Source organism: Paraburkholderia sp. BR10936 (assembly GCF_040965735.1).
Classification (GTDB): domain Bacteria; phylum Pseudomonadota; class Gammaproteobacteria; order Burkholderiales; family Burkholderiaceae; genus Paraburkholderia; species Paraburkholderia nodosa_A.
In genome coordinates this window covers 164,761-191,358 of record NZ_JBFRCM010000017.1, presented here as the reverse complement: position 1 = coordinate 191,358, position 26,598 = coordinate 164,761, and the positions used below count along the sequence as shown (strand labels likewise).

23 protein-coding genes and 1 pseudogene are annotated in these 26,598 nt (G+C 65.0%); 4 read left to right on the top strand and 20 right to left on the bottom strand.

Annotation, left to right across the window (positions count from 1 at the left end):
- Positions 1 to 12 precede the first annotated feature (12 nt).
- Together AB4Y36_RS30580 and AB4Y36_RS30575 are read right to left on the bottom strand one after the other, a co-directional pair.
- Positions 13 to 960, bottom strand: a complete 948-nt coding sequence (locus tag AB4Y36_RS30580) for an electron transfer flavoprotein subunit alpha/FixB family protein (protein ID WP_368684960.1) — start codon at positions 958 to 960, stop codon at positions 13 to 15.
- A gap of 24 nt (positions 961 to 984) precedes the next feature.
- Positions 985 to 1,734: an electron transfer flavoprotein subunit beta/FixA family protein gene (locus AB4Y36_RS30575; protein ID WP_368603432.1), complete on the bottom strand. Its 750-nt coding sequence runs from the start codon at positions 1,732 to 1,734 to the stop codon at positions 985 to 987.
- A 267-nt stretch (positions 1,735 to 2,001) separates the two neighbouring features.
- Between AB4Y36_RS30575 and AB4Y36_RS30570 the strand changes: the two genes are divergently transcribed.
- Positions 2,002 to 4,755, top strand: a complete 2,754-nt coding sequence (locus AB4Y36_RS30570) for a LuxR C-terminal-related transcriptional regulator (protein ID WP_368616318.1) — start codon at positions 2,002 to 2,004, stop codon at positions 4,753 to 4,755.
- A 12-nt stretch (positions 4,756 to 4,767) separates the two neighbouring features.
- On the opposite strand, the gene AB4Y36_RS30565 is transcribed toward AB4Y36_RS30570, so the two are convergent.
- From AB4Y36_RS30565 to AB4Y36_RS30540, 6 genes are all read right to left on the bottom strand, one after another.
- The gene (locus tag AB4Y36_RS30565) at positions 4,768 to 6,090 is read right to left on the bottom strand and encodes a DUF445 domain-containing protein (RefSeq protein WP_368684959.1); all 1,323 of its coding nucleotides are present in this window, start codon (positions 6,088 to 6,090) and stop codon (positions 4,768 to 4,770) included.
- Positions 6,087 to 6,938 carry a poly(3-hydroxyalkanoate) depolymerase gene (gene phaZ / locus AB4Y36_RS30560; RefSeq protein WP_368684958.1) on the bottom strand — a complete coding sequence of 284 codons (852 nt, stop codon included), beginning with the start codon at positions 6,936 to 6,938 and terminating at the stop codon, positions 6,087 to 6,089. Before phaZ ends, AB4Y36_RS30565 begins: the two co-directional genes overlap by 4 nt.
- A gap of 78 nt (positions 6,939 to 7,016) precedes the next feature.
- Positions 7,017 to 7,439, bottom strand: coding sequence for a TIGR01841 family phasin (gene phaP / locus AB4Y36_RS30555; protein ID WP_176365821.1), 423 nt, complete (start codon positions 7,437 to 7,439; stop codon positions 7,017 to 7,019).
- Between the two features lie 65 nt (positions 7,440 to 7,504).
- The gene (locus tag AB4Y36_RS30550) at positions 7,505 to 9,211 is read right to left on the bottom strand and encodes an alpha/beta fold hydrolase (RefSeq protein ID WP_368684957.1); all 1,707 of its coding nucleotides are present in this window, start codon (positions 9,209 to 9,211) and stop codon (positions 7,505 to 7,507) included.
- A gap of 46 nt (positions 9,212 to 9,257) precedes the next feature.
- Positions 9,258 to 9,722, bottom strand: coding sequence for a MaoC family dehydratase (locus AB4Y36_RS30545; RefSeq protein WP_368603427.1), 465 nt, complete (start codon positions 9,720 to 9,722; stop codon positions 9,258 to 9,260).
- 36 nt (positions 9,723 to 9,758) lie between these two features.
- The gene (locus tag AB4Y36_RS30540) at positions 9,759 to 11,402 is read right to left on the bottom strand and encodes a fatty acid--CoA ligase (protein ID WP_368684956.1); all 1,644 of its coding nucleotides are present in this window, start codon (positions 11,400 to 11,402) and stop codon (positions 9,759 to 9,761) included.
- A gap of 593 nt (positions 11,403 to 11,995) precedes the next feature.
- Between AB4Y36_RS30540 and AB4Y36_RS30535 the strand changes: the two are divergent.
- Positions 11,996 to 12,262: pseudogene (locus tag AB4Y36_RS30535) on the top strand (tyrosine-type recombinase/integrase); the annotation flags it as partial.
- Positions 12,263 to 12,522: 260 nt separating this feature from the next.
- On the top strand, positions 12,523 to 13,218 hold the full coding sequence (locus tag AB4Y36_RS30530) for an SOS response-associated peptidase (protein WP_368684955.1): 696 nt from the start codon (positions 12,523 to 12,525) through the stop codon (positions 13,216 to 13,218).
- Positions 13,219 to 13,291: 73 nt separating this feature from the next.
- Here AB4Y36_RS30530 and rhaS read toward each other — a convergent pair whose 3' ends face one another.
- The 6 genes from rhaS to rhaM all read right to left on the bottom strand — a co-directional run bounded on the left by rhaS (position 13,292) and on the right by rhaM (position 19,254).
- Entirely contained in the window at positions 13,292 to 14,299 is a 1,008-nt protein-coding gene (gene rhaS / locus AB4Y36_RS30525; protein WP_368684954.1) for a rhamnose ABC transporter substrate-binding protein, read from the bottom strand.
- 80 nt (positions 14,300 to 14,379) lie between these two features.
- Positions 14,380 to 15,399, bottom strand: a complete 1,020-nt coding sequence (locus AB4Y36_RS30520; RefSeq protein WP_368684953.1) for an ABC transporter permease — start codon at positions 15,397 to 15,399, stop codon at positions 14,380 to 14,382.
- Positions 15,392 to 16,447 (bottom strand): ABC transporter permease, encoded by a 1,056-nt coding sequence (locus tag AB4Y36_RS30515; RefSeq protein ID WP_368684952.1) that lies wholly within the window; start codon positions 16,445 to 16,447, stop codon positions 15,392 to 15,394. The genes AB4Y36_RS30520 and AB4Y36_RS30515 overlap by 8 nt, the downstream gene beginning before the upstream one ends.
- Positions 16,444 to 17,997: a sugar ABC transporter ATP-binding protein gene (locus AB4Y36_RS30510; RefSeq protein WP_368684951.1), complete on the bottom strand. Its 1,554-nt coding sequence runs from the start codon at positions 17,995 to 17,997 to the stop codon at positions 16,444 to 16,446. The genes AB4Y36_RS30515 and AB4Y36_RS30510 overlap by 4 nt, the downstream gene beginning before the upstream one ends.
- A 16-nt stretch (positions 17,998 to 18,013) precedes the next feature.
- Positions 18,014 to 18,919: an amidohydrolase gene (locus AB4Y36_RS30505; protein ID WP_368684950.1), complete on the bottom strand. Its 906-nt coding sequence runs from the start codon at positions 18,917 to 18,919 to the stop codon at positions 18,014 to 18,016.
- Between the two features lie 20 nt (positions 18,920 to 18,939).
- Positions 18,940 to 19,254: an L-rhamnose mutarotase gene (rhaM, locus tag AB4Y36_RS30500; RefSeq protein ID WP_368684949.1), complete on the bottom strand. Its 315-nt coding sequence runs from the start codon at positions 19,252 to 19,254 to the stop codon at positions 18,940 to 18,942.
- A 213-nt stretch (positions 19,255 to 19,467) separates the two neighbouring features.
- On the opposite strand from rhaM, the gene AB4Y36_RS30495 reads away from it, so the two are divergent.
- Complete coding sequence (locus tag AB4Y36_RS30495) at positions 19,468 to 20,460, top strand: LysR family transcriptional regulator (RefSeq protein ID WP_069266186.1); 993 nt, start codon at positions 19,468 to 19,470, stop codon at positions 20,458 to 20,460.
- A gap of 18 nt (positions 20,461 to 20,478) precedes the next feature.
- Here AB4Y36_RS30495 and AB4Y36_RS30490 read toward each other — a convergent pair whose 3' ends face one another.
- The 6 genes from AB4Y36_RS30490 to AB4Y36_RS30465 all read right to left on the bottom strand — a co-directional run bounded on the left by AB4Y36_RS30490 (position 20,479) and on the right by AB4Y36_RS30465 (position 26,530).
- Positions 20,479 to 21,261, bottom strand: a complete 783-nt coding sequence (locus AB4Y36_RS30490; protein ID WP_368603418.1) for an SDR family NAD(P)-dependent oxidoreductase — start codon at positions 21,259 to 21,261, stop codon at positions 20,479 to 20,481.
- A gap of 53 nt (positions 21,262 to 21,314) precedes the next feature.
- The gene (rhmD, locus tag AB4Y36_RS30485; RefSeq protein ID WP_342947114.1) at positions 21,315 to 22,493 is read right to left on the bottom strand and encodes an L-rhamnonate dehydratase; all 1,179 of its coding nucleotides are present in this window, start codon (positions 22,491 to 22,493) and stop codon (positions 21,315 to 21,317) included.
- Between the two features lie 24 nt (positions 22,494 to 22,517).
- Positions 22,518 to 23,876 (bottom strand): MFS transporter, encoded by a 1,359-nt coding sequence (locus AB4Y36_RS30480; RefSeq protein WP_368684948.1) that lies wholly within the window; start codon positions 23,874 to 23,876, stop codon positions 22,518 to 22,520.
- Between the two features lie 94 nt (positions 23,877 to 23,970).
- Complete coding sequence (locus tag AB4Y36_RS30475; protein WP_069266107.1) at positions 23,971 to 24,723, bottom strand: SDR family NAD(P)-dependent oxidoreductase; 753 nt, start codon at positions 24,721 to 24,723, stop codon at positions 23,971 to 23,973.
- On the bottom strand, positions 24,720 to 25,583 hold the full coding sequence (locus AB4Y36_RS30470) for a fumarylacetoacetate hydrolase family protein (RefSeq protein ID WP_368684947.1): 864 nt from the start codon (positions 25,581 to 25,583) through the stop codon (positions 24,720 to 24,722). The genes AB4Y36_RS30475 and AB4Y36_RS30470 overlap by 4 nt, the downstream gene beginning before the upstream one ends.
- A gap of 230 nt (positions 25,584 to 25,813) precedes the next feature.
- Positions 25,814 to 26,530 carry an MIP/aquaporin family protein gene (locus AB4Y36_RS30465; RefSeq protein WP_028203061.1) on the bottom strand — a complete coding sequence of 239 codons (717 nt, stop codon included), beginning with the start codon at positions 26,528 to 26,530 and terminating at the stop codon, positions 25,814 to 25,816.
- Between the last annotated feature and the right edge of the window lie 68 nt (positions 26,531 to 26,598).

Sequence of the window (26,598 nt, the reverse complement as noted above, 5' to 3'; positions counted from 1 at the left end):
TCGGCTCCTTCGTCAGCCTTGCTGCAGTTTGTCCAGTTCGTGTGAGAGTTCGGGCAGCACCTTGAAAAGGTCGCCGACGATCCAGTAATCGCAGACCTGGAAAATCGGCGCTTCCTCATCCTTGTTGATCGCAACGATCACCTTCGAGTCCTTCATGCCGGCCAGATGCTGGATCGCACCCGAAATGCCCACCGCGACGTAGAGTTGCGGCGCGATCACCTTGCCGGTCTGTCCCACCTGATAGTCGTTGGGCACGAACCCCGCATCGACCGCCGCGCGCGAAGCGCCCACCGCTGCGCCAAGCTTGCCGGCGATATCTTCGAGCAGCGCAAAGTTCTCTCCGGACGCCATCCCGCGTCCGCCTGAAACCACGCGTCGCGCAGCGGTCAGCTCCGGCCGCTCGGAGCGTGTCAGTTGCTGGCTCACGAAACGGGCACCGGGCATTTCAAGCGCCGGCTCCAGCGGTTCGACGGCAGCGCCGCCGCCTTGCGTGCTCGCGGCGTCGAAGGCCGTCGTACGCACGGTAATGACCTTGATGCGGTCGGCGCTGCGCACGGTCGCGAGAATGTTGCCCGCGTAGATGGGGCGCACGAACGTATCGGCGGATTCGACGGCGACGATGTCCGAGACTTGCGCGACATCGAGCAGCGCGGCGACGCGGGGCATCACGTTCTTTGCGGTCGTGGTGGCCGGCGCGAGCACGTGGCTATATTCAGGCGCGACCTTCACGACGAGCGCCGCGAGATTTTCGGCCAGCGCGTGGCCATAATGGGCAGCATCGGCCACGCGTACGCGGGTCACGCCGGCAACGCGCGCCGCCTGTTCGGCCACGTTCGCGCATCGCGAACCGGCCACGAGCACATGGATGTCGTCCGAGAGACGCGCGGCGGCGGTCACGGCGTTCAGAGTCGCTGCCTTGAGCACCTGATTGTCGTGCTCTGCAATGATGAGGACTGTCATTTCTGTTTCCTTTTCCTTGGCGTATCAGATCACTTGGGCCACGCTGCGCAGCTTCGCCACGAGTTCCGCGGCGTCGGCCACGCGCACGCCGGGTTCGCGCTTCGGCGGTTCGGTGACCTTCAGTGTTTGCAGTCGCGGGGCGACGTCCACGCCGAGCGCATCGGGCTTCACCACGTCGAGCGGCTTCTTCTTCGCCTTCATGATGTTGGGCAGGCTCGCGTAGCGCGGCGTGTTCAGACGGAGATCGGCGGTAATGACCGCGGGCAGGTCGACTTCGATCGTCTCCAGGCCGCCGTCGATCTCGCGGGTCACGACCGCCTTGCCGCCTTCGATCTCCACCTTCGAGGCGAACGTCGCCTGCGGCCAGTCAAGCAGCGCAGCCAGCATCTGGCCGACCTGGTTCGCGTCGTCGTCGATGGCCTGCTTGCCGAGCATCACCAGCTGCGGCTGCTCCTTGTCCACCAGCGCCTTCAGAAGCCTCGCGACGGCGAGCGGCTGCAGCTCCACATCGGTTTCGACGAGGATGCCGCGGTCGGCGCCCGTCGCCATCGCCGTACGCAGCGTTTCCTGGCAGCCCTGCACGCCGCAGGACACGGCGACCACTTCCGTCGCGGCGCCGGCCTCTTTCAGGCGAACGGCCTCCTCCACGCTGATCTCGTCGAAGGGGTTCATCGAGAACTTCACGTTTGCGACATCCGCACCGCTACCGTCGGCTTTCACGCGCACTCTCACGTTTGCATCGACGACGCGCTTGACTGGTACAAGTACTTTCATTGCCTGCTCCGCTCCTTTAGATCATCCCAATGGTATGGAGAACGAACTGTTCTCCGTGCTTCCCACGCTGTGGCCTTGTGCGCTGCAACGTAATTTGTCGCGCTCAACCGCACCAGCTTCGTAGCGGTTGGGCTATCATTTTTCCGTCCGCTTCGTTAGATGCCATGGTCTCTCAGGCTGACGCGGTGCAATATCCCCCATACAGGGGTGACCGATCGAAAAAAAAGGGGACGCAGCCGGGGCGAACCCGCTGACACGGAGCAGCCCATGCACGTGACCGAAGCGTCAGGAGCGGTGACTGGAGGAGCATTCGCGGCCAGACCTCCCGTTTTGCTCGCGACGAAGATCTTTCCGCCCCGGCTGCCCGCGGGCCTGATCGACCGCCCGCGCCTGGTCTGCCTCGCCGGGGAGGCCGAGAACAAACGTCTCACCGTCATCAAGGCCCCGGCGGGCTTCGGTAAGACCTCGCTTGCGCTGACCTGGCTCGAGCGCTTGCGCAGGGAGGGCGTACTGGTGGCGTGGCTGTCGCTCGACAGCGAAGACGACGAGCCCGCGCGCTTCCTCTATCACCTCGCGCAGGCCCTGCAGCAGGCGTGCGACAACGTCGGCGCGTCGGCCATCGGGCTCACGACAGCGGCGTCGCTGGTGCCGGCACAGGCGATCGTCTCGACGCTCATCAACGAGCTCGTCGAGGTCGCCGACGAGGTCTGCATCTTCCTCGACGACTTCCATCTGATCAGCCTGCCGGCCGTCCACGACGCGGTGTCGTTTCTGGTCGAAAACGCGCCGTCGCACGTCCACGTGGTGATCTGCACGCGCACCGACCCGCCGCTGCCGCTCGGCCGCCTGCGAGCCGGCAACAGCCTGCTGGAGCTCGACGCCTCCACGTTGCGCTTCGACTTCGACGAAACGCGCAGCTTTGTCGAACACGAATGCCCGGGCAAGCTGCATGCATCCAGCATCAAGTCGCTCTTTACCCGCACCGAGGGATGGGCCGCCGCATTGCGCATTTCCGCGTCGGTGCTGGCGCGCGCCGCACACAAACCGGATGCGGAGGTCGCGCCGGCCTCGGGCGCGTCGCGCCCCTTTGCGGCCTATCTGGAGGACATGGTCAAGCGCCTGCCGGGCGGCATGGTCGAGTTCATGCTGCGCACCTCGATACTCGAGCGGCTGAGCGCGCCGCTGTGCGAGGCGCTCACCGGCGTCAGGACGAGCCAGGCCATGCTGGAGTCGATCGCCGCGCGCCAGTTGCTGCTCGAACCGCTCGATCTCGACGGCACCTGGTTCCGCTTCCATCATCTGATGGGCGAATACCTGCACCGGCGCCTGCAAACACAGCACCGCGACGAGGTCGCCAACCTGCATCGCCGCGCATGCCAGTGGTACGCGCAGGAAGCGCAATGGACAGACGCGGTCAGGCATGCCATCGCCGCGGGGGATGCCGAAGAGGCGGTCTCGCTGATTGGCCGGTGCGCAATGGCGCTGGTCACGAAAGGCGACCTGCTCACACTGCTCGGCTGGCAGCGGCAGTTCCCGGCGCACCTGATGCGCTCGCAGATCAAGGTCACACTCGCCATCGCCTGGGGAATGGCGCTCGCCATGCGCTTTGACGAAGCGCTCGCCATGCTCGATACGATCGAGAAAGACGCCGCGTCGAGCGCCGATCCCGACTCAGTTCACTGGGAATGCCAGGCGATCCGCTCTGTCGTGGCCGCCCTTCAGGACGACGCGCACGCCTGCCTCGCGCTTGCCGAAAGCTGCCTCAGGCGGCCATCGACCGACGTCTGGACCACCAACGTGGCCTCAAACGTCGCGCGCTTCGCACACTGGAAAATGGGCAGTCTGGAAGCGCTCTACGCGGTGCCGTGGGTTCCGTATTCGATCGAAGAGGACTCGCGCAACGTGTTCGCGTCGGTCTACCGGCTCACGCTGCTGGGCCACGTGGAGATGCAGCAACTGCACTTCCCGCTGGCCGAGCGCTATTTTCAGGAAGCCATGCGGCTCGCGGAGCGGCACGCCGGCCCGAAGTCCATCGCCGTCGCGCAGGTCGCGCCGATGATCGGGCAGCTGCGCTACGAGCAAGGCCGGCTGGACGAAGCCGAGGCGCTGGTGAGCGACCTGATGCCCGTGATCGACGCGGCCGTGCTGCTCGACAGCGCCCTGATGGCCTACCGGATGCTGATCCGCACCGCCGGGGCGCGTTCGGATACCGTGCAAGCCTATGCGTTGATCGATCGGGCGCAGGCATTGGCCTACGCGCGCAAATGGGACCGCCTGAGCGCCGGCGCCCTCGTCGAACGCACGCGGCTCAACCTCGCCGAAGGCCGCATCGTGGAAGCCGCGGCCAGCGTGGCGCAGCTCGACCGGCTTGCGGATGCGGCCAGCGCTGCCGCAACGTCCGCGGCTCCCGAGATCGCCACCTACCGTGGGCTCGCGCGCGCGTATCTCGCGATGGAACAGGGCCGCACGCAGGACGCCGCCGACACATTGACGGCCTCGCTGCAAGCCATCGAGTGCCGGCACGGCTGCTATCTCGCGCTGCGCCTGCGCACGGTGCTCGCGCTCGTCTGGATGGCGGCAGGCGAGCGCGCGCGCGCCGTCGAGACCTTTCGCGAAGTCTTGAAGGCCGCCGCGCCCGCGGGGCTCTACCAGTCCATCGTCGATCAGGGGCCGCAGATCGTGCCGTTGCTACAGGCCGTGCGTGAAGCGCTGCGCGGCGAGGCGCAGGCGAAGGCGCTGCTGGCCTACGTCGATCGTCTGCTGGACGGCAGCCGCGCACTGTACCAGCCAGGCGACACGCGCGCGCGCAATGCGGAGCGCGAGGCGCTCAGTGCACGCGAGCGCGACATCATCGGGCTGATTGCGCACGGCCAGTCGAACAAGGAAATCGCGCGCACGCTCGGCATCGCGCCGGAGACCGTCAAGTCGCACGTGAAGAGCATCTTCGTGAAGCTCTCGGTGGACAAGCGCGCGCAGGCGGTGGCGCGGGCACAATCGCTGGGACTGGTGGGGACCGTCTGAATCGCACCGGCGTCACCTCACGATCACGAGCGCGAGCCCATGCAGCAGCACGCCGACCATCCCGCCCACCAGCGTGCCGTTGATCCGCACGTATTGCAGATCATGGCCGATCTCCGCCTCGATCTTGCCGCTGACCTCCTGCGCGTTCCAGCCCTTCACGACGTCGGTGATCAGCGCCGAGAGTCGATGGCGATAGCGCACCACCAGCTCGCGCGCCAGTTCCAGCCACCACGCGTTGAGCTTGTGCTGGATCGCGCTCTCCTCGCTCACGCTTCTGCCAAGCGTTGCGAGCACGCCTGCCAGCGCGCCGCGCACGATGGAATCGTCACGTTCGACATCGGCGATCACGCGCGCGCGCACGTGGTCCAGCAAGCGCTGCGCATAGGCCTCGTTTCTGAAATGGCGGAGACAGTCGCGCATCAGCGACCGGCCAAAACGCCGGTACACGGGCGAACGCTGTAACTGGACGATCAGGTCCTGCGCCGCTTCGTCGAACTGGTGTCGAAGCTCGTGCTCCGGGCTCGCCGCCACTTCATGCAGCAGCGCGACGATGCCCTCGACGAACTTCCTCACGATATACGCATCGAGCGGCGCGGGCGTGTATCTCGACGCTTCGCTGAACTTGGCCTTGATGAGGTCTACGTTAGCTGCGAGCCATTGCTCCAGTCCTGCCAGCCCCCGGTCCAGCAGCGGCTGATGATGATTGCCTTCGGTCAGGACTTCGAGGATTTCGCCCATGGCGCGGGAAACGTCGAGCTTGCGCAGTTGCGGCGTGGCCACGCGCTCGAAGAACTGCTCGACGTGCGCGTCGTCGATGCCGTTCAGCAGGCGCGGCAGCGAGTCGGCTACCACGTCGCCGATGGCCCGGCTGTTGCGCGGCTCGGCGAGCCACACGGCCAGCGCCTGCGCGGCGTTATGCCCGCTCAGCCGGCCAATGATGAGCTCGGGCGCAAGGAAATTGGCCTCGACGAACTTGCCGAGGCTCACCGCAATGCGCTGCTGATTTCGTGGAATGATCGCGCTATGCGGAACCGGCAGGCCGAACGGCCGCCGGAACAGCGCGACCACCGCATACCAGTCCGCGATCGCGCCCACCGTGCCGGCTTCCGCGAATGCCCTGAGCCAGGGAAGTCCGGCCAGCCAAGGATATTTCGCCTGCAGGAAAACGCATGCGAGCAGCACCGTGAACACGACCGCGAGCAGACTTGTCGCGGTGCGCTGCATGCGTTTGAGACGCCGCGTCTTGCGTGCTGCCAGTGCCTGGTCAGCCGCATTCAACGGGCTTTCGTCGCCGTCGGTCATCGCGCTGACTTGTTCGCTGACTGACTCGTTCACGCCAGTTCCTCGCGCAGGAAACGGCGCACTACGGGCGCGACTTCCTTCGCACGCGCGATCAGGAACAGGTGACCGTCGTCGATCACGTAGAGCGTCGAGTTGCGGATGCGGGCCGCCAGGATTTTCGCGTTGGTCAGCGGCACGATGGGGTCGTCGTTGCCGTGCATCACGAGCGTGGGCTGACGCAGCGCACTGAGCCACGGCAGGCTGGTCCAGCCGGACGCAGCGAGCAGCTGATAGAGGTAGCCGCGGCCGCGCGGCGGATGGATATGCCGGCTATGCTCCTCCAGCAACCTGGGATCGCGCCGGTAAGCACCGCCATAAATCTCGGCGCCCACCTGCTTCATATAGCTGCGGTCGGTGTAGCGGCGCGGTCCGATCATCTTCGCGAGCACCGAGAGCCGCGCCGGCACCATGATGACGCCCGGCGACGTCGCCGCGAGAATGAGCCTGCGGCAACGCGTGGGGTAGAGGCGCGCGAACTGCTGCGCGAGCGCCCCACCCCACGAGACCCCGAGCACATCGACCGGCCCGTCGTAGCCGAGCCGCGTCAGGAGCTTGTCCGCGAGCACGGAAAGCGTCGAGAAGCGGTACGGCACGAGCGGCACGGGCGACCCGCCGACACCGGGCACGTCGAAGATGACGACGCCCACGTCCCCCAGCGCCTCGACGAACGGCTCCACCAGTTCGAGATTCGCGCCGATGCCGTTGAAGAGGAGCAGCGGCGGGGAAGCGTCGCTGCCGTGACGGACGCCCACGCGCAGGACCTGACCGTCAATGTCGACGGTCTGGACCTGCATGCTGGCCGGGCCACCGCTCGAATCGGGACTGCAAGCCTCTGCTCTCATCTGCTCGACCTCTTGCACGGGTGTCTCGCTGCGGGACGCGTCATTGGAAACATCGGCGTTTTGCATCGCCGTACCCTCTTACTTCTTCGGCTGCAGGAGCGCCTTCAGCTCCTCGACGTGCTCGGCCACACGCTTCGTCACGACTGCGATGCTGTCCGACTGCGCTCGGTAAGCCGTATCCGCGAGTTCCTGCATGTCGACGAGCGCCTTATGCAGCGCCTGCTGCACGACTTCGCCCGCATTCGCACCCGGCGCCGCGCCTTGCGCGCCCAGCTTCGCCACGAGCGACTGCAGCTCGGTCATGGTCGTGCGCAGGATTTCAGCCTGTTTCAGACCGAGGGACTGCACGCCCGCAAGCGCCGCGCTGTTGGCCTGGGCCAGCGCCTCGATGTCCTTGCGGCGCGATTCGAGAATAGCGGCCACATCGACACCCGGCAGTTTGAACTGGCCGAGAACCTTCGTGTATTCGGCGAAAAGATGAGTCGGATTGGTAGATTCCATGATTAAAGCTCCATTAGTACTACGTTGAAAAAACAATGCACAGCGTAAGAACGACGGGTCGTATATCAGGCCTCGGTCACGTACGTTCCCGGTGCGTCGGCGAGCGAAGCGTGACGCTCGTTGCCGAGCGATGCCGGCGCGCTGCGGCGCTCACCCGAGCGGCTGGCCAGCCACTCGCGCCAGTTGCCCCACCACGAGTCCTTTTCGGGCGTGGCGCTTGCGAGCCACGCATCGGCATCCGCAGGCAGTTCCGGGTTCATGAAGTACTTCGCCTTCGGATTGCCCGGCGGGTTGATCAGGCTCTGGATATGACCGCTCGAGCTGAGCACGAAGCGCGTCTTGCCGCCGAACGTTCGCGCCGTGTTGTAAACACCCTTCCACGGCGTGATGTGATCCGTCATGCCCGCCACCACGTAGGTGTCGCATGTGACCTCGGAGAGATCGATCGGCGTATCGAGCACCGTAAGCGCGTGGCGCTTGCTGAACAGGTTGCCCGTGAAAATGTCGAGCAGCTGGCCGTGAAAGCGCGCGGGCAAGCGGGTCGTATCGTTGTTCCAGTAGAGGATGTCGAACGCGGGCGGCGTCTTGCCCAGCAGGTAATTGTTGACCCAGTAATTCCACACCAGATCGTTGGGCCGCATCCACGCGAACACGCGCCCCATCTCCTCGCCCGCGAGCACGCCGCGCGCAAGGCTGTTCTGCTTGGCCGCCGCGATCGCTTCGGGCGTGCAGAAGAGGCCGAGCTGCGAATCGGCGGTGCTGTCCAGCACGGCGACCATCAATGTAGTGGCGTTGACCGTCTTGTCGCCGCGGCTCGCGAGGTGCCCGAGCAGTGCCGAAATCGTCATCGCGCCGGAGCATGCGCCGTGCAGGTTCACATCGTCGCTGCCAGTGATGTCGCGCACCGCCTCGATGGCCTCCAGCAGCGCCGAGACGTACGTATCCATATCCCAGTGGCTCTGGGCTGCCGTGGGATTGCGCCAGCTCACCGCGAACACCTGGAACTCGTTCTTCACGAGGTAGTCGACCATGCTCTTGCCTTCGGAGAGGTCGAACACGTAGAACTTGTTGATCTGCGGCGGCACGATCAATTGCGGACGGCCATAGACCTGCTCCGTGGCCGACTTGTACTGAATCAGCTCCAGCACTTCGTTGCGAAACACCACCGCGCCCGGCGAAGTACCGAGGTTCTTGCCCACCTCGAAGGCGCTCTTGTCCACCTGAGCGGGCATGCCCTGATTCTTCAGCATGTCGAACATGGCGTTCTTCAGGCCGCCAATCAGGCTCGCGCCGCCCGAATCGACGACCTTCTTGAGCGCCGCCGGGTTGCCAAGCAGCGTGTTCGTGGGCGAAAGCGCATCGGTGAAGAGCGACATCACGAATTGCGCGCGCTCTTTGCTCTTCGGGTCCAGTGTCGAGCGGTCGACAAAACCGCTCAGGGCGTCGCGCCATACCAGATAGCCCTGCAGCGCCATGCGATACCACGTGTTGTCCTGCCACGCAGGGTCGGCGAAACGCTTGTCGCCTGCGGGCGGCGTGCTTTTCGCATTGCCGCCCAGCACGGCCAGCAGATTACGCACGAGCGCCGCTTCCTGTTCGACCAGCAGCGCGGGCTGCCGCACGGCCTGCGCGCCGATCTGCTGCGCCGTGGCCAGGATATCGCAAGGCCGCAGCCCGACAAACGGATTGGGGCCGAGCATGCCTTCCGTTGCCGACGCCGAGATATCGTCGATCTGTTCGTTATGCGAATTGTCTTTCGGGGTTGCAGCCATTTTCCTGCTCCTTATTCGACGCATTGTGCGTCCTTGAACGCCCGAATTACGCCACGAGCATCGCGAGGGTCTCGGCGACCAGCGCGGGCTTGTCTTCGCCTTCGATCTGCAGTTCGTTCATCGTCTTGACGATGATGCGCCCGCCGCCTTTCTTCTCCACCGACACCAGGGTCACGCGGTTGCGCACCCGGGCGCCCGCCTTCACCGGCGTCATGAAGCGCACCTTGTCCAGTCCATAGTTCAGGCCCGCCGACGCATCCTCCGGAATCATGCCGATCTCCATGGCGAGCGCGGCCAGCAGCGAAAGCGTGAGATAGCCGTGCGCGATCGTGCCGCCAAACGGACTCTCGCGTCTGGCGCGCTCGACGTCCACGTGAATCCATTGCCGGTCGCCCGTGCAGTGCGCGAATGCGTCAATGCGTGCCTGATCGACGACGACCCATTCCGATACGCCCAGCTCGCGGCCCACGAAGTCGTCGATCGTGGCGATGCTGTATCCCTTGATGCTCATAGTGAGTATTCCTCTTTTAACCTTGTGAATGACCGATCAGGCGAACTGCTCGCGCAGCCACTTCTTGTCGATTTTCCCGACGCTCGTCTTCTTCAGTGCATCGACGAACTTGACGATCTGCGGCACGGCGTACTTCGAGATCCGGCCCGACGTGGCGAACGTCATGACGTGCTGCTTGATGTCGCTCTCGCTCGCTTTGGCACCGGGCTTGAGCACCACGAGCGCCACGGGACGCTCGCCCCACTTCTCGTCCTTGATGCCGATGACCGCCACTTCGGCCGTGGCTGCATGCAGCGAAATCAGGCTTTCGATTTCGAGCGACGACACCCACTCGCCGCCCGACTTGATCACGTCCTTGATGCGGTCGGTAATCTGCAGATTGCCGGTCGGGTCGATATTGGCGATGTCTTGCGTATGCAGATAGCCGCCCGCCCAGAGCTGCTCCGATGCCTCGGGATTCTTCAGGTAGCCCTGCGTGAGCCAGGGGGTGCGCACGACGATTTCGCCACTGGCCTTGCCGTCGCGCGGGAGGTCGTTCATCTCCTCGTCGACGACGCGCAGATCGACGAGCGGAACCGGGAAGCCCGTCTTGCAGCGCAGGCGCACCTGTTCGTCGAGATCGACCGCCTCGCTGCCAATCGGCAGTTGTGCGAGGCTCAGCACGGGGCCAGTCTCGGACATGCCGTAGCCGGCAAAGATGTCGATGCCGCGTTCGAGCGCGCTGCGCGCAAGGCCCTGCGGCAAGGCTCCGCCGCCAATCACGATCTTCCACTTGCTCAAGTCGACCGACTCGGACTCGGCGTTGTTGAGCAGCATGTGCAAAATCGTGCTCACGCAGTGCGAGAACGTGACGCCTTCGTCGCGCACCAGGTGCAGCAGGCGGTCCGGCATGTAGCGGCCCGGATAAACCTGCTTCACGCCCATGACCGTCGCGATATAGGGCATGCCCCACGCGTGCACATGGAACATCGGCGTGAGCGGCATGTACACGTCGCCGCGATGGAAGCGCTGACCGGACACGGGACTCGCCAGCGCCGCCATCAGCGTGAGCGTATGCAGCACGAGTTGACGATGCGAAAAGTAGACGCCTTTCGGCAGGCCGGTCGTGCCCGTCGTGTAGAACGTCGTGGCGCGGGTGTTCTCGTCGAAATCGGGAAAGTCGTAGTGCGCTTCGCTCTGCGCCAGCATCGCTTCGTATTCCGCCACGAAGTCGATCGAATGTGCGGCGGCCACACTGTCCGGCTCGTCGATATAGACGAAGGTGTGCACGTTCTCGAGCTTGTCCTTGATCGATTCGACGACCGGCAGAAAGTCGGTGTGCACGAGCAGCACCTCGGCGCCGGCATGGTCGATCGTGTACGCGATTTCATCGGGCGAAAGACGCACATTGACCGTCTGCAGCACGGCGCCCATCATCGGCACGGCGAAGTAGCACTCCAGATAGCGATGGCTGTCCCAGTCCATCACAGCGACCGTGGTGCCATGCTGCACGCCGAGCCCCTTCAGGCCGCTGGCGAGGCGCGCGATGCGCTCACGAAGCGTCGAATAGGTCATGCGCAGCTGCCCGCGGTAGACGATCTCCTGGTCCGGCGCCTGAACGAATGGCGTATGCAGCAGTTGCTTGATCAACAGCGGATAGGCATGGGCCGAAGGCGCCGCTTTCTGCACGTCGTCCTGCATCAATCTCTCCTTGAGTCTGAAAGTGGATGGCGGGCTGGCACAGATTTGTCGTACTACTGGTGGACAGTGACATCCCGAATGACGTCATCTTCGGCTCAGACAAGGGGGCGGAACATCCCCTGAACGGGGGAGCGAGGGGGGTGAGGCGAAGAGAGGAAGGGGCGGACGAGGGCACCCCATGGGGGACGCGCGCGCAGACGTGCCGCTTTGCGTGGCGGCACCCACGAAGGTTTCAACGGGATTCAGGGATTCGGAAGATGGCCTTCCTCATGCCCGAAGCTCTACGCGAACAACCTCTGGAGGAAATGGGACGACTCCGCCAGGATTTGGGGTTGGGCGCCCCAAAGCCGCCTCCCTGTAGATCAAGACCAACCGCAGGAGAGCCCCAGCGAGACAAGCGTGAATGCGTAAGTGCAATATATCGATGAACTCTGGTCAGTGGCCGTAACGACACCAGAGCGGCAGGAGGCTGGGATGCCGCCACGCCGCTGGTGGGCGCGCTGGATGTCAAACATGAAGCGGGCGAGCATGACGCCCGCGGCACGACGGACACGGGGATTAGTGCCGCGCGGCTGCGGCGGATCACAGGTGAGTTTTTCCAGGAGGTGGCGGCCTGCGTGGAAGCGCGAAATCCGCCGCTCGCCGTGAAGCTGAGGCTGGCGAGCCCGCACTGGCTGCGGCACACCCACGCCTCGCATGCGCTGGGCGCCGGGGTCGAACTCGTGGCCGCGCGCGACAACCTGCGGCACGCGTCGATTGCGACGACCTCAACCTACCCGCACGGAAGCGACAAACGGCGCGCGCGCCAGGTAGGCGCCGCGTTCAGCCGCGCCGCCCCGGGCAACAGTGCTCGTCAATAACACAGCGCTCACCCTCGTAATCGGCAATGCAATTCCCCTCCATTCGGAAGACTGCACGCCCGCCGCACGAAAATGTATTCTAGTCCCTTGATAACGGTCGAAAACGGGGCTTCATGTGACATATCACCCACAGAACGTATCTAAATGTAGATAAATGATCTAATTTTTTCTTTATAAAACAGTTGCTTACAGTCAATCCGATCCTCCAAATGCGTGCATCCATTAGCCATACCGACTTGAAGGACGGGACGGAGACGACCATGTGCACGAACTACGCCGCCGCACGCCGTGACTACCTCTTCAGGCACTACGGCGTCCTGCCGCCCGACGACCCGTGGCGCGACGAGATCTTCAAGGACTATGCCGCGCCGGTCATCCGCCGGGCGAGCCCGACGGACGATCTGCCCGGGACTCCCGATGCGCGCGAAGCCCTGCTCGCGACGTTCGGCATGGTGCCGCGCAAACAGATTGCGCCCGGCGTGAAGGTGTTCGACACGATGAACGCGCGCGCCGAATCGGTGGGCGAGAGGCGCAGCTTCAGCGGCGCATGGAAGAAGCTGCAGCTGTGCCTGATTCCATGCGAGGCGTTTTTCGAGCCGAGCTACGAAACCGGCAAGGCGGTGCGCTGGCGCATTGGTCTCGCCGACGGCGCGCCGTTTGCCATTGCCGGCTTATGGCGCGAGTGGGACGACGGCGAGGCCGGCAAGGCGTACTCGTTCACGATGCTCACCGTCAATGCGAGCGATCATCCGCTCATGAAGCGTTTCCACAAGCCCGGCGACGAGAAACGATCCGTGGTGATCGTGCCGCCTTCCGAGTATGAGAGCTGGCTGGCGAGCCGTTCGATGGACGAAGCGAGGTCATTTCTCAATCTGTATCCGGTGGAGGGGATGGCGGCCGAGCCTCAGCCCCTGCCCCCGCGCGCGAGCCCGAAGCCCGATTCGAACGGCCAATAGCAAACGACCCGGGAAAACGACCCGGCAAACCGGGTCGTTTAGCACTCCACGTCAATCAAACCAGCAACGTAAATCAGAAATTGAAGTTATCGATATTCGAAGCATCGAACGTCGTGGGCGGCCCGAGAATCACTTCGCCGCTCTTGCCGATCGTACGCTTGCCGAGCTTGCCTGCTTCAAACGACTCGCCTTCCTTACCCGTGATGGTGCCCGAAGCAAGATTGGCGGCCGCATACGCGGCGAGGTAGCCGAGTGCACCCGGATCCCAAAGCTGGAACGCCTTCACGGTGCCGTTCTTCACGAACGCACGCATCTGGTTAGGCGTGCCGAGGCCCGTCACCACCACCTTGCCCTTGCTCGGCGACGAAGAAATATAGCGCGCCGCCGCGGCGATGCCGACCGAGGTGGGCGCAACGATCGCCTTCAGGTTCGGATACGCCTGCAGCAAGCCTTGCGTCTCGACGAAGGACTTCTGGTCGTCGTCGTTGCCGTAGGCGATCTTCACGAGCTTCATCTTCGAATACTCGGGCTTCTTCAGCTCTTCCTGCATCCACTTGATCCAGGTATTCTGGTTCGTCGCGTTAGGCGTGGCCGAGAGAATCGCGAACTCGCCTTCGCCGCCCATCAGCTTCGAAACGAGCTGGATCTGGCCGCGGCCAATGCTCTCCGCGTTCGCCTGGTTCACGAAGATCAGCCGCCCTTCGGGCGCCGTGTCCGAGTCGAAAGTCACGACCTTGATGCCTTGATCCATCGCGCGCTTCAAGTAAGGCACGAGCGCATTCGCATCGTTGGCCGCGATGACGATCGCGTCCTGGTGCTGCGTGGTCAGCGTATTGATGTACGAAACCTGCGAGGACGCGCCCGCGTCCGAAGGTCCGACCGCCTTACCCTCGCCCTTGAACTCCTTGATTGCGTCCAGACCGCCGTTATCGGCGATTACCTCGTAGGGGTTGTTGATCTGCTTGGGCACGAACGCGATCTTCAACCCTTCCTTGATGCCGGCCGCATGCGCCGCGACACCGCCTCCCACTAGCATCGCGCACAGCAGGGCCGTGCACACGTGACGTACTGGCTTTCTCATGAATCGTCTCCTCGATGGGTACCGGACGCGTCCGGCTGATTGACTGCCTCTTGACTTCCTTGCCCTTCTTCACACCTCGTTCATGCCGCCCGCGCCAGTGCGCGCCGGTCACGCATCGTGCGCCAGCGCGCAGCGAGATTCGGGATCAGCACCGAAGCCAGCAGCAGCGCCCCGGTCACGACCGTGAGCGTTTCGCTCGACACATCGACGAGCGTGAGCGCATTCTTCAGTACACCGACGATCAGGAGCGAGAGCAGCACGCCGTACATCGACCCGCGCCCGCCGAAAATGCTCACGCCGCCGAACAGCACCGCCGCGATCACCGAAAGCTCGAAGCCTTCGCCGTTGTCGCCGCGCGCGCTCGTGAAGCGCAACGTATAGACGATGCCCGCGAGCGCGCTCATGACGCCCGAGAGCACGAAGAGGCGCAGCTTGATCTTCGGCACGTCGATGCCCGAGAACGACGCGGCCGTGGTGTTCGCACCGATCGCGAAGAGGCTGCGGCCGAACGCCGTGGCCTGCAGCCATATCGTGAACACGATCGCGCACGCCGCGACGATCAGGAACGGCAACGGGATGAACGTGTTGCCCAGGTTGCTCATGCCAAAGAGCGTATAAGCGGGCGGGAAGTCGGCAATCGCCTGATCGCCGAGCAACACGTAGGCCAGCCCGCGAAACAGCGCGAGCGTGCCGATCGTCACCGCGAGCGAAGGCAGATTGAGCTTCACGATCACGAGCCCGTTGAAGAGACCCGCGAGGCCGCCTGCCACGAGCACGAGCGCCATGGCGACCGGCATCGGCAAGCCCATGTGCCAGAGCACACCCAGCAAGGCGCTCGAGGCGCCGAGCACGGAGGCCACCGAAAGGTCGATTTCGGCGGCGACGATGATGAGCGTCATCGGCAAGGCCATGAGCGCGACTTCGGTGAGGTCCGCGAGCACGTTGCTGATATTCGCCCCCGTGAGGAACACGGGCGAGAGCACGCGCCCCACCACCAGCGATGCAACGAGAATGACGACGAGCAGCGCTTCCCAACTGAGCGGCAAGCCGGGCTTGCGCGTGAGCAGCGCGGCGTCGGGTTTCGGGGCGTTCTTAGCCATGGTCGCGTTTCCTCATCATGCGTTTTGCCACGGAGCGGGCGAGCAGCGTATCGGCGGCGATGGCGGCCACGATCAGCGCGCCCTGGATCGCCTGCTCCCAGAACGGCGAGACGTGCAGCACCACGAGCGCGATGCTGATCACGCCCAGCACGAGCGCACCGAGCGTCGCGCCGAGTATCGTGCCCACGCCGCCCGTGATCGCCACGCTGCCGACCACGGCGGCCGCCACCACCTGCAGCTCGATTCCCTTGGCGGTGCTCGCGTCCACGGTGCCGAAGCGGGCGAGCCACAGCGCGCCGGCCAGGCCCGCTATCGCGCCGCTGATCAAGAAGCCCGTCGCGACGCGCCGTTCCACGTTGATACCGGCAAGGCGCGCCGCTTCCGGGTTCGAGCCGATCGCGTAGTATTCGCGGCCCGGCCGGAACTGCTTCAGATACACGGAGAGCGCAGCAAGCAGCACGATCGCGATGAGCGCCAACACCGGAACGCCGAGCACCGAGCCCGTGGCGAGCCGCGAAAACGCGTCGGGCAGGCTCGTGGCGTTGATCTGGCCGCCATGCACCCACGCGTAATCGGCGCCGCGGAAGATGTAGAGCGTGGAGAGCGTCGCGACGAGCGACGGCACGCGCCCCACGGCCACGAGCAGCGCGTTGATCGCGCCGGCCACGAGTCCGATGGCGAGCCCCGCGACCAGCGCCACGAGCACAGGCATGTGCGGGAACGCGACGTAGAGACTGCCCACGCCATAGGCGCTGATGCCGACCGTCGAGCCGATCGAGAGATCGATATGGCGCATCAGGATCACGATCGTCATGCCCGCCGTGAGCAAGCTCACGATGGAGACGTTGAGCAGCACGTCGCGCAGATTCTGCAGGTTGAGGAATTGCGGCCGGGCGAGCGCCGTACCGCCCACGATCAGCATCAGCACCACGAACAGCGTGGTCTCGCGGCTGCGCGCCAGCGCTTCGGCCAATGCACCCGCGTTGCGCCGCTGCGGGCGCGGCTCGCCGCCGTGCAGGGGATGAGGAGAAGTGGAATGGCGCATCATGCGGCGTGCCCCAGATGAATGTTGGTTTCGCCGAGCGCGGCGCTCATGATGCGCTCTTCGTTGGCATCGGCACGTGCGATATCGGCGGTGATGCGGCCTTCGTGCATGACGAGCACGCGGTCGGCCATGCCGATCACCTCGGGCAGTTCGCTAGAAATCATCAGCACGGCCATGCCCTCTTTCACGAGTTCCGCGAGCGCGCCGTAGACTTCGGCCTTCGCACCCACGTCGATGCCGCGCGTCGGTTCGTCGATGATGAGCACCTTCGGCCCGGTGGCGAGCCACTTGCCGAGCACCACCTTCTGCTGGTTGCCGCCGGAGAGCGTGCCCACCGGCGCGTTCAGATCGCTCGCCTTCAGACGCAGACGCTTGCCCCATTGCCCGGCCAGCTCCACTTCGCGCCCCGTGGAGATGAGGCCGAAGCGCACGAGCCGCCCGAGCACCGTGAGCGAGGCGTTGCGCGCAATGCTCAGTTCGAGCGCGAGACCTTGCTGACGCCGGTCCTCGGGCACGAGCGCGAGGCCGGCCTTCACGGCGGCAGCGGGCATGCCGGAGGCCAGCGGCTTGCCCGCGATCTGCACCTGCCCCGCGTCGGTCGGATCGATGCCGAATATCGCGCGCGCCACTTCGCTGCGCCCCGCGCCCACGAGCCCCGCGAGCGCGACGATCTCGCCCGCGCGCACGTCGAACGAAATGTCCTTGAAGACGCCGCGGCGCGTGAGGCCGCGCACGCGCAGCATCACTTCGCCCGGTTGCACGTCCGCCTTCGGGTAGAACGTCGCAAGGTCGCGTCCCACCATCTTCGCGACGATGTCCTGGGTCTTGAGCGTGGCCGTGGGCGCGTCGAACACCTTGGCGCCGTCGCGCATGATGGTCACGTGCTGCGTGAGCGCGAAGACTTCTTCGAGCCGGTGCGTGATGAAAAGAATCGCCACGCCACGGTCGCGCAGCGTGCGCGCGATCGTAAAGAGCCGCTCGACCTCGGGCAGCGAGAGCGCCGCCGTGGGCTCGTCCATGATGAGTACGTTCGCGTTGAGCGAAAGCGCCTTCGCAATTTCGATCACCTGCTGGTCCGCGATCGAAAGTCCGCGCACGAGCCGTTCGGGCTTCAATTCGACGCCGAGCGACTGGAGCAGCGCCGCGACCTCGCGATGCATCGTTTCGTAGTCGATGCGGCCCACGCGATCCACGGGCTGACGCCCCATGTAGATGTTCTCCGCGATCGACAGATCAAAGAACAGTGTGGGTTCCTGATAAATTACCGCGATACCGGCGTCGCGCGCCTGAGCGGGCGTCGCGAACGCGCGCTCCACGCCGTCGATGCGCATTGCGCCGCCATCGGGCTGATACACGCCCGCGAGGATCTTCACGAGCGTCGACTTGCCCGCGCCGTTTTCGCCGAGCAGCGCGTGCACCTCGCCGGGCATGAGGCTCAGGCTGCCGTCGATGAGCGCGCGCACGCGCCCGAACGACTTGCTCGCGTTACGCAGTTCGAGCCGCGGAGTGTCGCCGGACCTGCTTTTTGCTTTTGCTTCCACGCCTGTCTCCATGTCGTTGCGCGCACACTCAAATACGGTAGATACGTTCCGCGTTGCCGCGAAACAGCGCCGTATGTTCGCTCTCGCTGGCGCCGCTCACGATCGACGCATACGCATGCCAAAGCTTCGAATAGCCGCCGAACAGGCGGTCGACCGGAAAGTTCGAGGCGAACATCGCGCGATCCGCGCCGAACGCGTCGATCGTTTCCAGTACATAAGGCCGCAGGCTTTCGACGCTCCATGCATGGTCGAACATCGCCAGTCCGCTGATCTTCACGGCCACGTTCGGGCATGCCGCAAGCAGGCGCAGGCCGTCGCGCCACGCGCGGTAGCCCGCCACGCTGCTGCGGTCGACGAACATGCCCGCGTGGTTGATCACGAGCTGAATGCCGGGATGCGCACGCGCGAGCGCGGCGGCCTCCTCCATCTGCGAGGGATATAGCTGCAGGTCGAACGACAGACCGTGCTTCTCCAGCAGCGCGAAGTTCTCGCGCCACGCCGCCTCGCGCATGTAATGCCGCCCCACGTAGTCGTAGAGCTGGTTCTCGTGAACGTTGAGAATCTGGCGAATGCCGCGCGTACGCGCAAACGCCGCGTGCGCCTCGAGCAGCGCAGGCGCATTGGGCGAACTGAGATCGCAGGCCGCGACGATCGCGTCGGGCAACGCACGTGGCTCCCCCGCATTCTTGGCAATATCCGCGAGCCCTTCCAGCCAGCGCGTTTCTTCCACCGGATCGTCCGGGTCGTGATTCGCTTCGACATGCACGACCTTGAGCACGTCGATGTCGCCGGCCTCGCGCAACAAGTCGGCGGGCAGATAGTTGTGCTTGAGTTCGCGCGCATCACAGACGAACGACGTGCCCGGATTCGCGAGCCACGGGTAATGATGCGTATCGAGGTTCCAGAAGTGGACGTGCGGATCGACGACCTGCATGGCATGTTCCTCGCGTGTGCTCAAGGCAAATGAAAGACCTGCACGAGCGGCTGTTGCAGCGGCACGTTGTGGGCATCCGTCTGCATGATGTCGGCCATGTAATCCCACCATTTGCGCATGACGGGCAGCTCGGGCAGCGCGTCCATGGTGTGATCGTCGCGGCGCTCGAGCACGGCAAAGAGATGGTGCGTCGCTTCGTCGAGAAAGATGCGGTAATTTTTTACGCCCGCATCGCGCAGCGCGCTCGCCAGTTCGGGCCAGATTTCGCGGTGACGCCGCTCGTATTCGTGCCGCTTGCCGGGATCGAGCTGCATGCGAAACGCAATTGTCTCCATGATCGTGTCTCCGTCCAGCCTTGATACGTCGTGCGCTTGTACCGCTCATGCGAAGCAGGGGCACGCGTCGACTCGGTGTTTGCCCTGGCTTCGCGGTGCGCGGTTGCACGCGTTTTTACGTGGTTAGCTGCGTTGTGATCCGACTATAATTCCCGCATCGATAGCCAACCAATCCGATGTTGGGATCGGGCGATGCACAAACCGGATCGCTCCATGAACCATCACACTTCCGTCGTCGCACTCGTCAACCGGCTCAGATTCAAGCACCTTGCCCTGCTCGTCGCGCTCGACGACGCGCGCAACGTTCATCAGGCCGCCGATGCCATCAACGTGGCGCAGCCCAGCGCGAGCCGCATGCTGAGCGACATCGAGGAAGCGTTCGGCTTCCGGCTCTTCGAGCGCAACGCCCGCGGCATGCAGCCCACCGCGCTCGGCGTCGTCACGCTCGCCTACGCGCGCCGCGCGCTTGCCGAACTCACGCGCTTTGCCGAAGACCTCGACGTGAAGCGCCGCGGCGGGCACGGCCAGCTCACCGTGGGCGCGATCATGGGCGCCGCGCCCGACCTGCTCGCGCAAGCCGTCGCCACGCTCAAGACCGAACGGCCGCTGCTGCACGTGCGCATCCTCGGCGAAACGAGCGACCAGGTCGTGCAGCTGCTGCATCGCCGCGAAGTCGATCTCGCGCTCGGGCGCCTCACTACGCCGCTGCAGCACAACGATTTCAGCTTCGAACCGATCGCGCGGGAAACGCTCGTGCTCGTGGTGCGCGCGCGCCATCCGCTTGCGCGGCGCGAACAGGTCACGCTCGCGGAACTGATGGACTGGCCGTGGGTTGCGCAGCCCATCACGAGTCCCGCGCGTGAATTGTTCGAAGGCGAACTCGCGCGCGCCGGTCTCGGCACGCCCGCCAATCTCACCGAGTCGGCCTCGATCTTCGCCACGCTGCAACTGCTCGAAAGTTTCGACGCCGTGGCCATGCTGCCCGAGCCGGTCGTGCGCGACCATGTGCGCGGCAAGCTGCTCGTCGTGCTGCCGCTCGAAATCGGCAAGAGCCTGCCGGGCTACGGCGTGCTCACGCGCAAGAACGAGCCGCTCGCCGAGCCCGCCGAGCATTTCGTCGGCTTGCTGCGGCGCTTTTCGCAGCCCTTCAAGATGGACGATATCGCTCACGATGGTTCGCACGCGGTCGTGCTCGCTCCTCATTGATACGTGTGGGCCCAGGGCTCACTGCAGATTCACGAATAGCCCGCCGTCCACGAGCAGCGCGGCGCCCGTCACATAGCGCGCGCGGTCCGAGGCGAGAAACACCACGCATTCGGCCACGTCCTCGGGCGCGCCCAGCCGCCCGAGCGGAATGCGCTTTTCGAAGTACGCACGCTTGCCTTCGTCGCTCAGGTCTTCGGCGTTCAGGTCGGTGGCGATGGTGCCCGGCATCACCGAATTGCAGCGTATGCCATAGGGCCCGAGCGCGATCGCACACGACTGCATGAGCGAATGCACGCCGGCCTTGGTCGGCGTGTAGTGCGTCTGCATGCCGCCGCCCACGAGCGCGCTGATCGAACTCGTCGCCACGATCGCGCCGCCCGTGCCCTGCTCCTTCATTTGCCGCGCGACGGCCTGGGTCACGTAGAACGCGCCGTTCAGGTTCACGCCTATCGTGCGTTCGAGCACGGCGGGCGGCATGTCGAGAAACGAGTGGAACGGGCAGATGCCCGCATTGCTGGCGAGCACATCGACCTTGCCGAAGCGCTCCACCGTCTGGCGCACGAGATCCACGCCCGTTTGCGGCGCGGCCACGTTGCCTTCCAGCGCGAGCGCGCGGCGTCCTAGCCGCTCGATTTCGCCCAGCACCTCGTCGATCGCCGAGCGACGGCCGTACGAGGCGTCGTTGTCACCCCAGTAGTTGATCGCGACATCGGCGCCCTCGCGGGCGCTCGTAATCGCAATGGCGCGGCCAATGCCGCGCGAACCGCCGGTGACGATCACCACCTTGTCCTTGAGCAGCACGTGTTTCTCCTCGTAGCTTGTGATGAGCCTCGCCTGGTGCGCGTTCGGCGCGCTCAGTGCGTGTATGGCCGGGAAAGTTTGCAGTCCGGATTGAGCCGCACACCGAAGCCCGGCGCATCCGGCACCTTGAGCCGTCCTTGCACCGGCACCGGTTCGTCGAGCAGCAGCGGTGTAAACATCGGCACCACCTTGTCGGCCTTCGGCGCCATCATGAGGAATTCCGCGAACGGCGAGTTATGGCGCGTCACGACGAAGTGATAGCTGTACACCGAGGAGCCGTGCGGTACGACCAGCACGTTGTGCGCGTCGGCGAGCGCCGAGATCTTGATGAGTTCGGTCATGCCGCCGCACCAGTTCACGTCGGGCTGGATCAGGTCGCAGCAGCCCATTTCCAGCAGCATGCGAAAGCCCCAGCGCGTGGCTTCGTGCTCGCCGGTGGAAACCATCATGCCGCGCGGCACATTGCGGCGCAGTTCGGCATAGCCCCAGTAGTCGTCGGGCGGCAGGCATTCCTCGATCCACTTGAGGTCGTACTCTTTGGCGGCCTGGGCGAGGCGCGTGGCATAGCGCACGTCGAGGCTCATCCAGCAGTCGTACATGAGCCAGAAGTCGTCGCCCACACGCTCGCGCATGGTGGCGAGCAGTTCGAGGTTCTTTCTGAGGCCCTCCTCGCCTTCGGCCGGACCGTGCAGCAGCGGCAGCTTGCCGCCGATGAAGCCCATTTCCTTCGCGAGATCGGGGCGCGCGCCGGTGGCGTAGAACATCAGCTCGTCGCGCACGGGGCCGCCGAGCAACTGATACACGGGTTCCTTGCGGATCTGCCCGAGCAGGTCCCACAGTGCGAGATCGACGCCCGAGATGGTGTTGAGCACGACACCCTTGCGGCCGTAGTAGAGCGTGGCGTAGTACATCTGATCCCACATCTTCTCGATGTCGGTCACGCGCTGCCCTTCAAGAAAACGCGCGAGATGCTTCTCGACGATGAATGCGCCGATCTCGCCGCCCGTGGTCACGGCAAATCCCACAGTGCCGTCGCTCGCCTCGATTTCCACGACGAGTGTCCCGAGCACGTCGATGCCGAACGAGCGGCGGCTCTGACGATACTCGGGATAGCGCGCCATCGGCGTGGAAATATGGTCGTCGATCCAGTGGCCGTCGGGTTGATCGTGATAGTCGGCGCCGCCGCCGCGCACGGTGAAGGCTCGCACGTGTTTGATGGTTGGCATGGCCATGTTACGTAGCTCCTGGGTAGAGGATTAGCGCGCGCGCCGCACGGGCGGCTCGAATGAGCGAGCCGCCGGCGCAACGGCGCGCGGCGCGACGACAAGAATGAGCAGCGCGGCGGCAATGCTTGCAAGCCCGAGCAGTTCGAGGCCCGCCGCGTGGGAAGCAAAGTTTCGGTCGGCGGCGGCGCGCAGCATCGGCGCGATGAAGCCGCCCAGGCCGCCGAGCGAATTGATGAGCGCGATGCCGCTGGCCGAGGCCGCGCCCGCGAGATCGCGCGCCGGGAAGGTCCAGAAGAGCGGCTGCGCCGCGATGAAGCCGCTCGCCGCGCAGCACAGGCCGAGCATCGCGACGATCGCGCCCGCGGTGCCGCCAAGGCCTGCCGCCAGGCCCGAGACGGCGATGCCGATGCCCGACATCACGAGCAGGCGCGCGGCCCAAGCGCGATGCCCTCCGAGGCGGTCCGCGCGGCGCGGCACGATCCACGTGAGCGCCACGGCGCACAGCCAGGGCACGGCCGCGAGCAGGCCTACCTCGAGGCCCACAGAGGCGCCCACGAGCGAGGCCACCTGTTGCGGCAGAAAAAAGATCACGCCGTACACGCTCATCTGGATCAGCGCATAGATGCCGGCATAGGCGAGCACGCGGCGGTCGAACAGCGCGGCGAGCGCATCGCGCGGGCCGTGCGCGGCGGCTTCGCGCGCGTCGAGCTGGATCGCGCTCGTGAGCGCGCGGCGCTCGTCGGGGGAGAGCCAGCGCGCGTCCCCGGGCTTATCGACGAGATACCAGAAGGCCCACACGCCCACGGCCGAGGCCAGCCCGCCTTCTACGAGAAAGAGCCACTTCCAGCCTGCGAGCCCGAAGGTGCCGTGCATCTCGAGCAGGAGTCCTGACAACGGCCCGCCGAAGATGAAGGCCAGCGGCGCGCCGAAATAAAACACGCCGATGGCGCGCGCCCGCGAGGACTGCGGAAACCACTGCGTGAGGTAATAGATGATGCCGGGGAAGAAACCCGCTTCGGCCACGCCCAGCAGGAATCGCAGCACATAGAACGAAGTGGGCGACTGCACCCACGCCATCGCTGCGGAAATCATGCCCCACGTGACCATGATGCGGCACATCCAGATCCGCGCGCCCACACGGTGCAGCGCGAGATTGCTCGGCACTTCGAAGAGTGCGTAGCCGACGAAGAACACGCCCGCGCCGAAAGCGAATGCCGCGTCCGAAAGGCCCGTATCGTGCAACAGCGCCTTTTGCGCGAAGCCGATGTTCGCGCGGTCGAGAAACGCGAGCACGTACATCAAGAGCAGGAAGGGCAAAAGGCGGCGCATGGCCTTGCGGCCCGCGGCTTCCGCCAGCGTAGGTGCCAAGGTAGGTGCCTCGATCGACATCGATGTCTCCTGTCGGCGCTCTTCTGTTACCACCGCGCCGTTATCGTGATCCCGCGCGTTGTCCGGCCGGTGCGCGCGGGTCCTGCTTCCCGCCTCAGTATGTCGCGCGCCCGCCCGAAAGATCGAATACCGAGCCGGTACTGAACGCGCAGTCTTCCGTCGTGAGCCAGACGATCATCGAAGCCGCTTCGTCCGGCATGAGGAAGCGGTTCATCGGGATCTTCGCGAGCATGTAGTCGATATGCTGCTGCGACATCGAATCGAAAATCTCGGTCTTGGCCGCCGCCGGCGTCACGGCATTGACGAGCACGCCCTTCGTGGCCAGCTCCTTGCCGAGCGACTTCGTCAGTCCGATGAGGCCGGCCTTCGATGCGCTGTAGTGCGAAGCATTCGGATTGCCTTCCTTGCCGGCCACGGAGGCGATATTGACGATGCGTCCATAGCCCTGCTCGATCATGCGCGGCACCACGGCGCGGCAGGTGAGGTAGCTGCCGATCAGGTTCACTTCGATCACGCGGCGCCACACGTCGACGGGTAGTTCCCACGTGAGACCATTGCCGCCCGTAATACCCGCGCTGTTCACGAGCGCGTGAATCGCGCCGTGCGTTTTCACGGTTTGCTGTGCGGCTGCCTCGACCGAGGCTTCGTCGGTCAGTTCGACCGTCACCACCGAAACCTTGCCCAGCTCCGACAACTCGGCGCGCGCGCGTTCGAGCCGTTCCGCGTCGATGTCCCAGAGCGCGACCGACGCGCCCGAACGCAATGCCCGCTGCGCCACGGCATAACCCAGACCGCGCGCGCCGCCCGTCACGACCATCACGCGATTGTTCAGATCCAGTTGATTCATTGCGCCTGCTCTCCTTGTTCCGCCACGAGGCGTTGCTGTTGTTCACCCAGGCCGCTCACGCCCAGCCGCATGGTCTGTCCCGCGCGCAAATAGATGGGTTCCGGCTTCTGCCCCATGCCGACGCCCGGCGGCGTGCCGGTCGAGATCACGTCGCCGGGCTGCAGGCTCATGAACTGGCTGATATAGGAAACGAGCGTGGCCACGTCGAAGATCATCGTGCGCGTGTTGCCGTTCTGGTAACGCTTGCCGTCGACTTCGAGCCACATGTCGAGCGCCTGCGGGTCGGCGATCTCGTCGCGCGTGACGAGCCAGGGGCCGAGCGGCGCGAAGGTGTCGTAGCCCTTGCCCTTGTCCCACTGGCCGCCGCGCTCGATCTGCCATGCGCGCTCGGAAACATCGTTGACCACGCAATAACCGGCCACATAATCGAGCGCGCGCTCGCGCGGCACATTGCGCGCTGCTTCGCCGATCACCACACCCAGCTCGACTTCCCAGTCGACCTTCATCGCGCCCGGGGGAATCAGCACGTCGTCGTTGGAGCCGGTGATCGAACTCGTTGCCTTGAGGAAGAGCACGGGCTCTGTGGGGACGGGCATATTGGATTCGGCGGCGTGGTCGGAATAATTGAGGCCCACGCAGACGATCTTGCCGACGCTGCCCACGCACGGACCCAGGCGGGTGTCGGCGGGAACGAGCGGCAAGGCGGCGAGATCGTGTCCGGCGAGCTGGCGCAGCGCGGCCGCGCCGAGGCCGTTACCGGCGACGTCCAGCGTGACGCCGGAGAGATCGCGCACGCGCCCCTCGTTATCGATCACACCCGGCTTTTCAGCCCCCTTACTGCCCCAGCGGACCAGCTTCATGCGGCGTCTCCTGATATTGGAATGGATCGTTGACAGCCAATATAGGGGTGCCGCGATAGCCGAACAATCCGAAAGCCGCATGAGGCGATAGCGAAAGCGGATCGCGCCCTTTGTCGCCTTATGTGTCGTGGGTACGCAGAAAAACAGAAGCCCGCGAACGCCGTGGCGTACGCGGGCTTTGTGCACTGCAACGCGCCTGGCTCGCAGGCGCGGCATGAGTCACAGCATGGTCAGTGCATCGCGTGCAGGTAGTGATAGAGACCGGCCGCCGCAGCACCGCCGGCAAGCGGCCCGAACACCGGAATCCACGCATAGCGCCAGTCGCTGTCGCGCTTGCCCGGGATCGGCAGCAGCGCGTGCATGATGCGCGGCGAGAGATCGCGCGCCGGGCTCATCGCGTAGCCGGTCGGGCCGCCGAGCGAAATGCCGATGCCGAGCACGAGCAGGCCGACGGGCAGCGCGTCGAGCGCGCCGAGACCCACCTGCGGCGAGGCCAGATAAAGCACGCCCAGGATCAGCACGAAGGTGCAGATCGCTTCCGTCAACACGTTGTGCCGCTTGCTGCGAATAGCGGGCGCCGTGCAAAACACCGCGAGCTTGATATCCGGATCGGCTTCGTTCGCGAAGTGCTGTCGATAGGCAAGCCATACGAGCAGCGCGCCCGCCATGCCGCCGAGCATCTGCGCCGCGATATAACCGCCGACCTTCGACCACGCGAACTTGCCCGCGAGCGCCAGGCTGATCGTGACGATCGGGTTGAGGTGCGCGCCGCTGAACGAGGCAGTCACGTAGACCGCCACGAACACGGCCATGGCCCAGCCCATCACGATGACGATGAGGTCGGCGCCCTTGCCCTTCGTTTTTGCCAGCAGCACGTTCGCTACGGCGCCGTTACCGAGCAGCACGAGAATGGCCGTGCCGATGAATTCCGCAATATAGGGTGACATGATTGTCGTAGTCTCTCTCTGCCCGCGCGGTGCATGCGCACGAAGCGCATGCGATCCCGCTGCGGGTT

Bases quoted from the DNA above. Each gene is read 5' to 3' on its own strand.
- AB4Y36_RS30520 (WP_368684953.1), bottom strand. From the start codon at position 15,399: ATGGCTAAGAACGCCCCGAAACCCGACGCCGCGCTGCTCACGCGCAAG.
- AB4Y36_RS30580 (WP_368684960.1), bottom strand. From the start codon at position 960: ATGACAGTCCTCATCATTGCAGAGCACGACAATCAGGTGCTCAAGGCA.
- AB4Y36_RS30465 (WP_028203061.1), bottom strand. From the start codon at position 26,530: ATGTCACCCTATATTGCGGAATTCATCGGCACGGCCATTCTCGTGCTG.
- AB4Y36_RS30470 (WP_368684947.1), bottom strand. From the start codon at position 25,583: ATGAAGCTGGTCCGCTGGGGCAGTAAGGGGGCTGAAAAGCCGGGTGTG.
- AB4Y36_RS30515 (WP_368684952.1), bottom strand. From the start codon at position 16,447: ATGATGCGCCATTCCACTTCTCCTCATCCCCTGCACGGCGGCGAGCCG.
- AB4Y36_RS30575 (WP_368603432.1), bottom strand. From the start codon at position 1,734: ATGAAAGTACTTGTACCAGTCAAGCGCGTCGTCGATGCAAACGTGAGA.
- AB4Y36_RS30530 (WP_368684955.1), top strand. From the start codon at position 12,523: ATGTGCACGAACTACGCCGCCGCACGCCGTGACTACCTCTTCAGGCAC.
- AB4Y36_RS30570 (WP_368616318.1), top strand. From the start codon at position 2,002: ATGCACGTGACCGAAGCGTCAGGAGCGGTGACTGGAGGAGCATTCGCG.
- phaZ (WP_368684958.1), bottom strand. From the start codon at position 6,938: ATGAGAGCAGAGGCTTGCAGTCCCGATTCGAGCGGTGGCCCGGCCAGC.
- AB4Y36_RS30505 (WP_368684950.1), bottom strand. From the start codon at position 18,919: ATGCAGGTCGTCGATCCGCACGTCCACTTCTGGAACCTCGATACGCAT.
- AB4Y36_RS30480 (WP_368684948.1), bottom strand. From the start codon at position 23,876: ATGTCGATCGAGGCACCTACCTTGGCACCTACGCTGGCGGAAGCCGCG.
- rhmD (WP_342947114.1), bottom strand. From the start codon at position 22,493: ATGGCCATGCCAACCATCAAACACGTGCGAGCCTTCACCGTGCGCGGC.
- AB4Y36_RS30495 (WP_069266186.1), top strand. From the start codon at position 19,468: ATGAACCATCACACTTCCGTCGTCGCACTCGTCAACCGGCTCAGATTC.
- rhaM (WP_368684949.1), bottom strand. From the start codon at position 19,254: ATGGAGACAATTGCGTTTCGCATGCAGCTCGATCCCGGCAAGCGGCAC.
- AB4Y36_RS30550 (WP_368684957.1), bottom strand. From the start codon at position 9,211: ATGGCTGCAACCCCGAAAGACAATTCGCATAACGAACAGATCGACGAT.
- AB4Y36_RS30540 (WP_368684956.1), bottom strand. From the start codon at position 11,402: ATGCAGGACGACGTGCAGAAAGCGGCGCCTTCGGCCCATGCCTATCCG.
- AB4Y36_RS30545 (WP_368603427.1), bottom strand. From the start codon at position 9,722: ATGAGCATCAAGGGATACAGCATCGCCACGATCGACGACTTCGTGGGC.
- AB4Y36_RS30510 (WP_368684951.1), bottom strand. From the start codon at position 17,997: ATGGAGACAGGCGTGGAAGCAAAAGCAAAAAGCAGGTCCGGCGACACT.
- AB4Y36_RS30475 (WP_069266107.1), bottom strand. From the start codon at position 24,723: ATGAATCAACTGGATCTGAACAATCGCGTGATGGTCGTGACGGGCGGC.
- rhaS (WP_368684954.1), bottom strand. From the start codon at position 14,299: ATGAGAAAGCCAGTACGTCACGTGTGCACGGCCCTGCTGTGCGCGATG.
- phaP (WP_176365821.1), bottom strand. From the start codon at position 7,439: ATGGAATCTACCAATCCGACTCATCTTTTCGCCGAATACACGAAGGTT.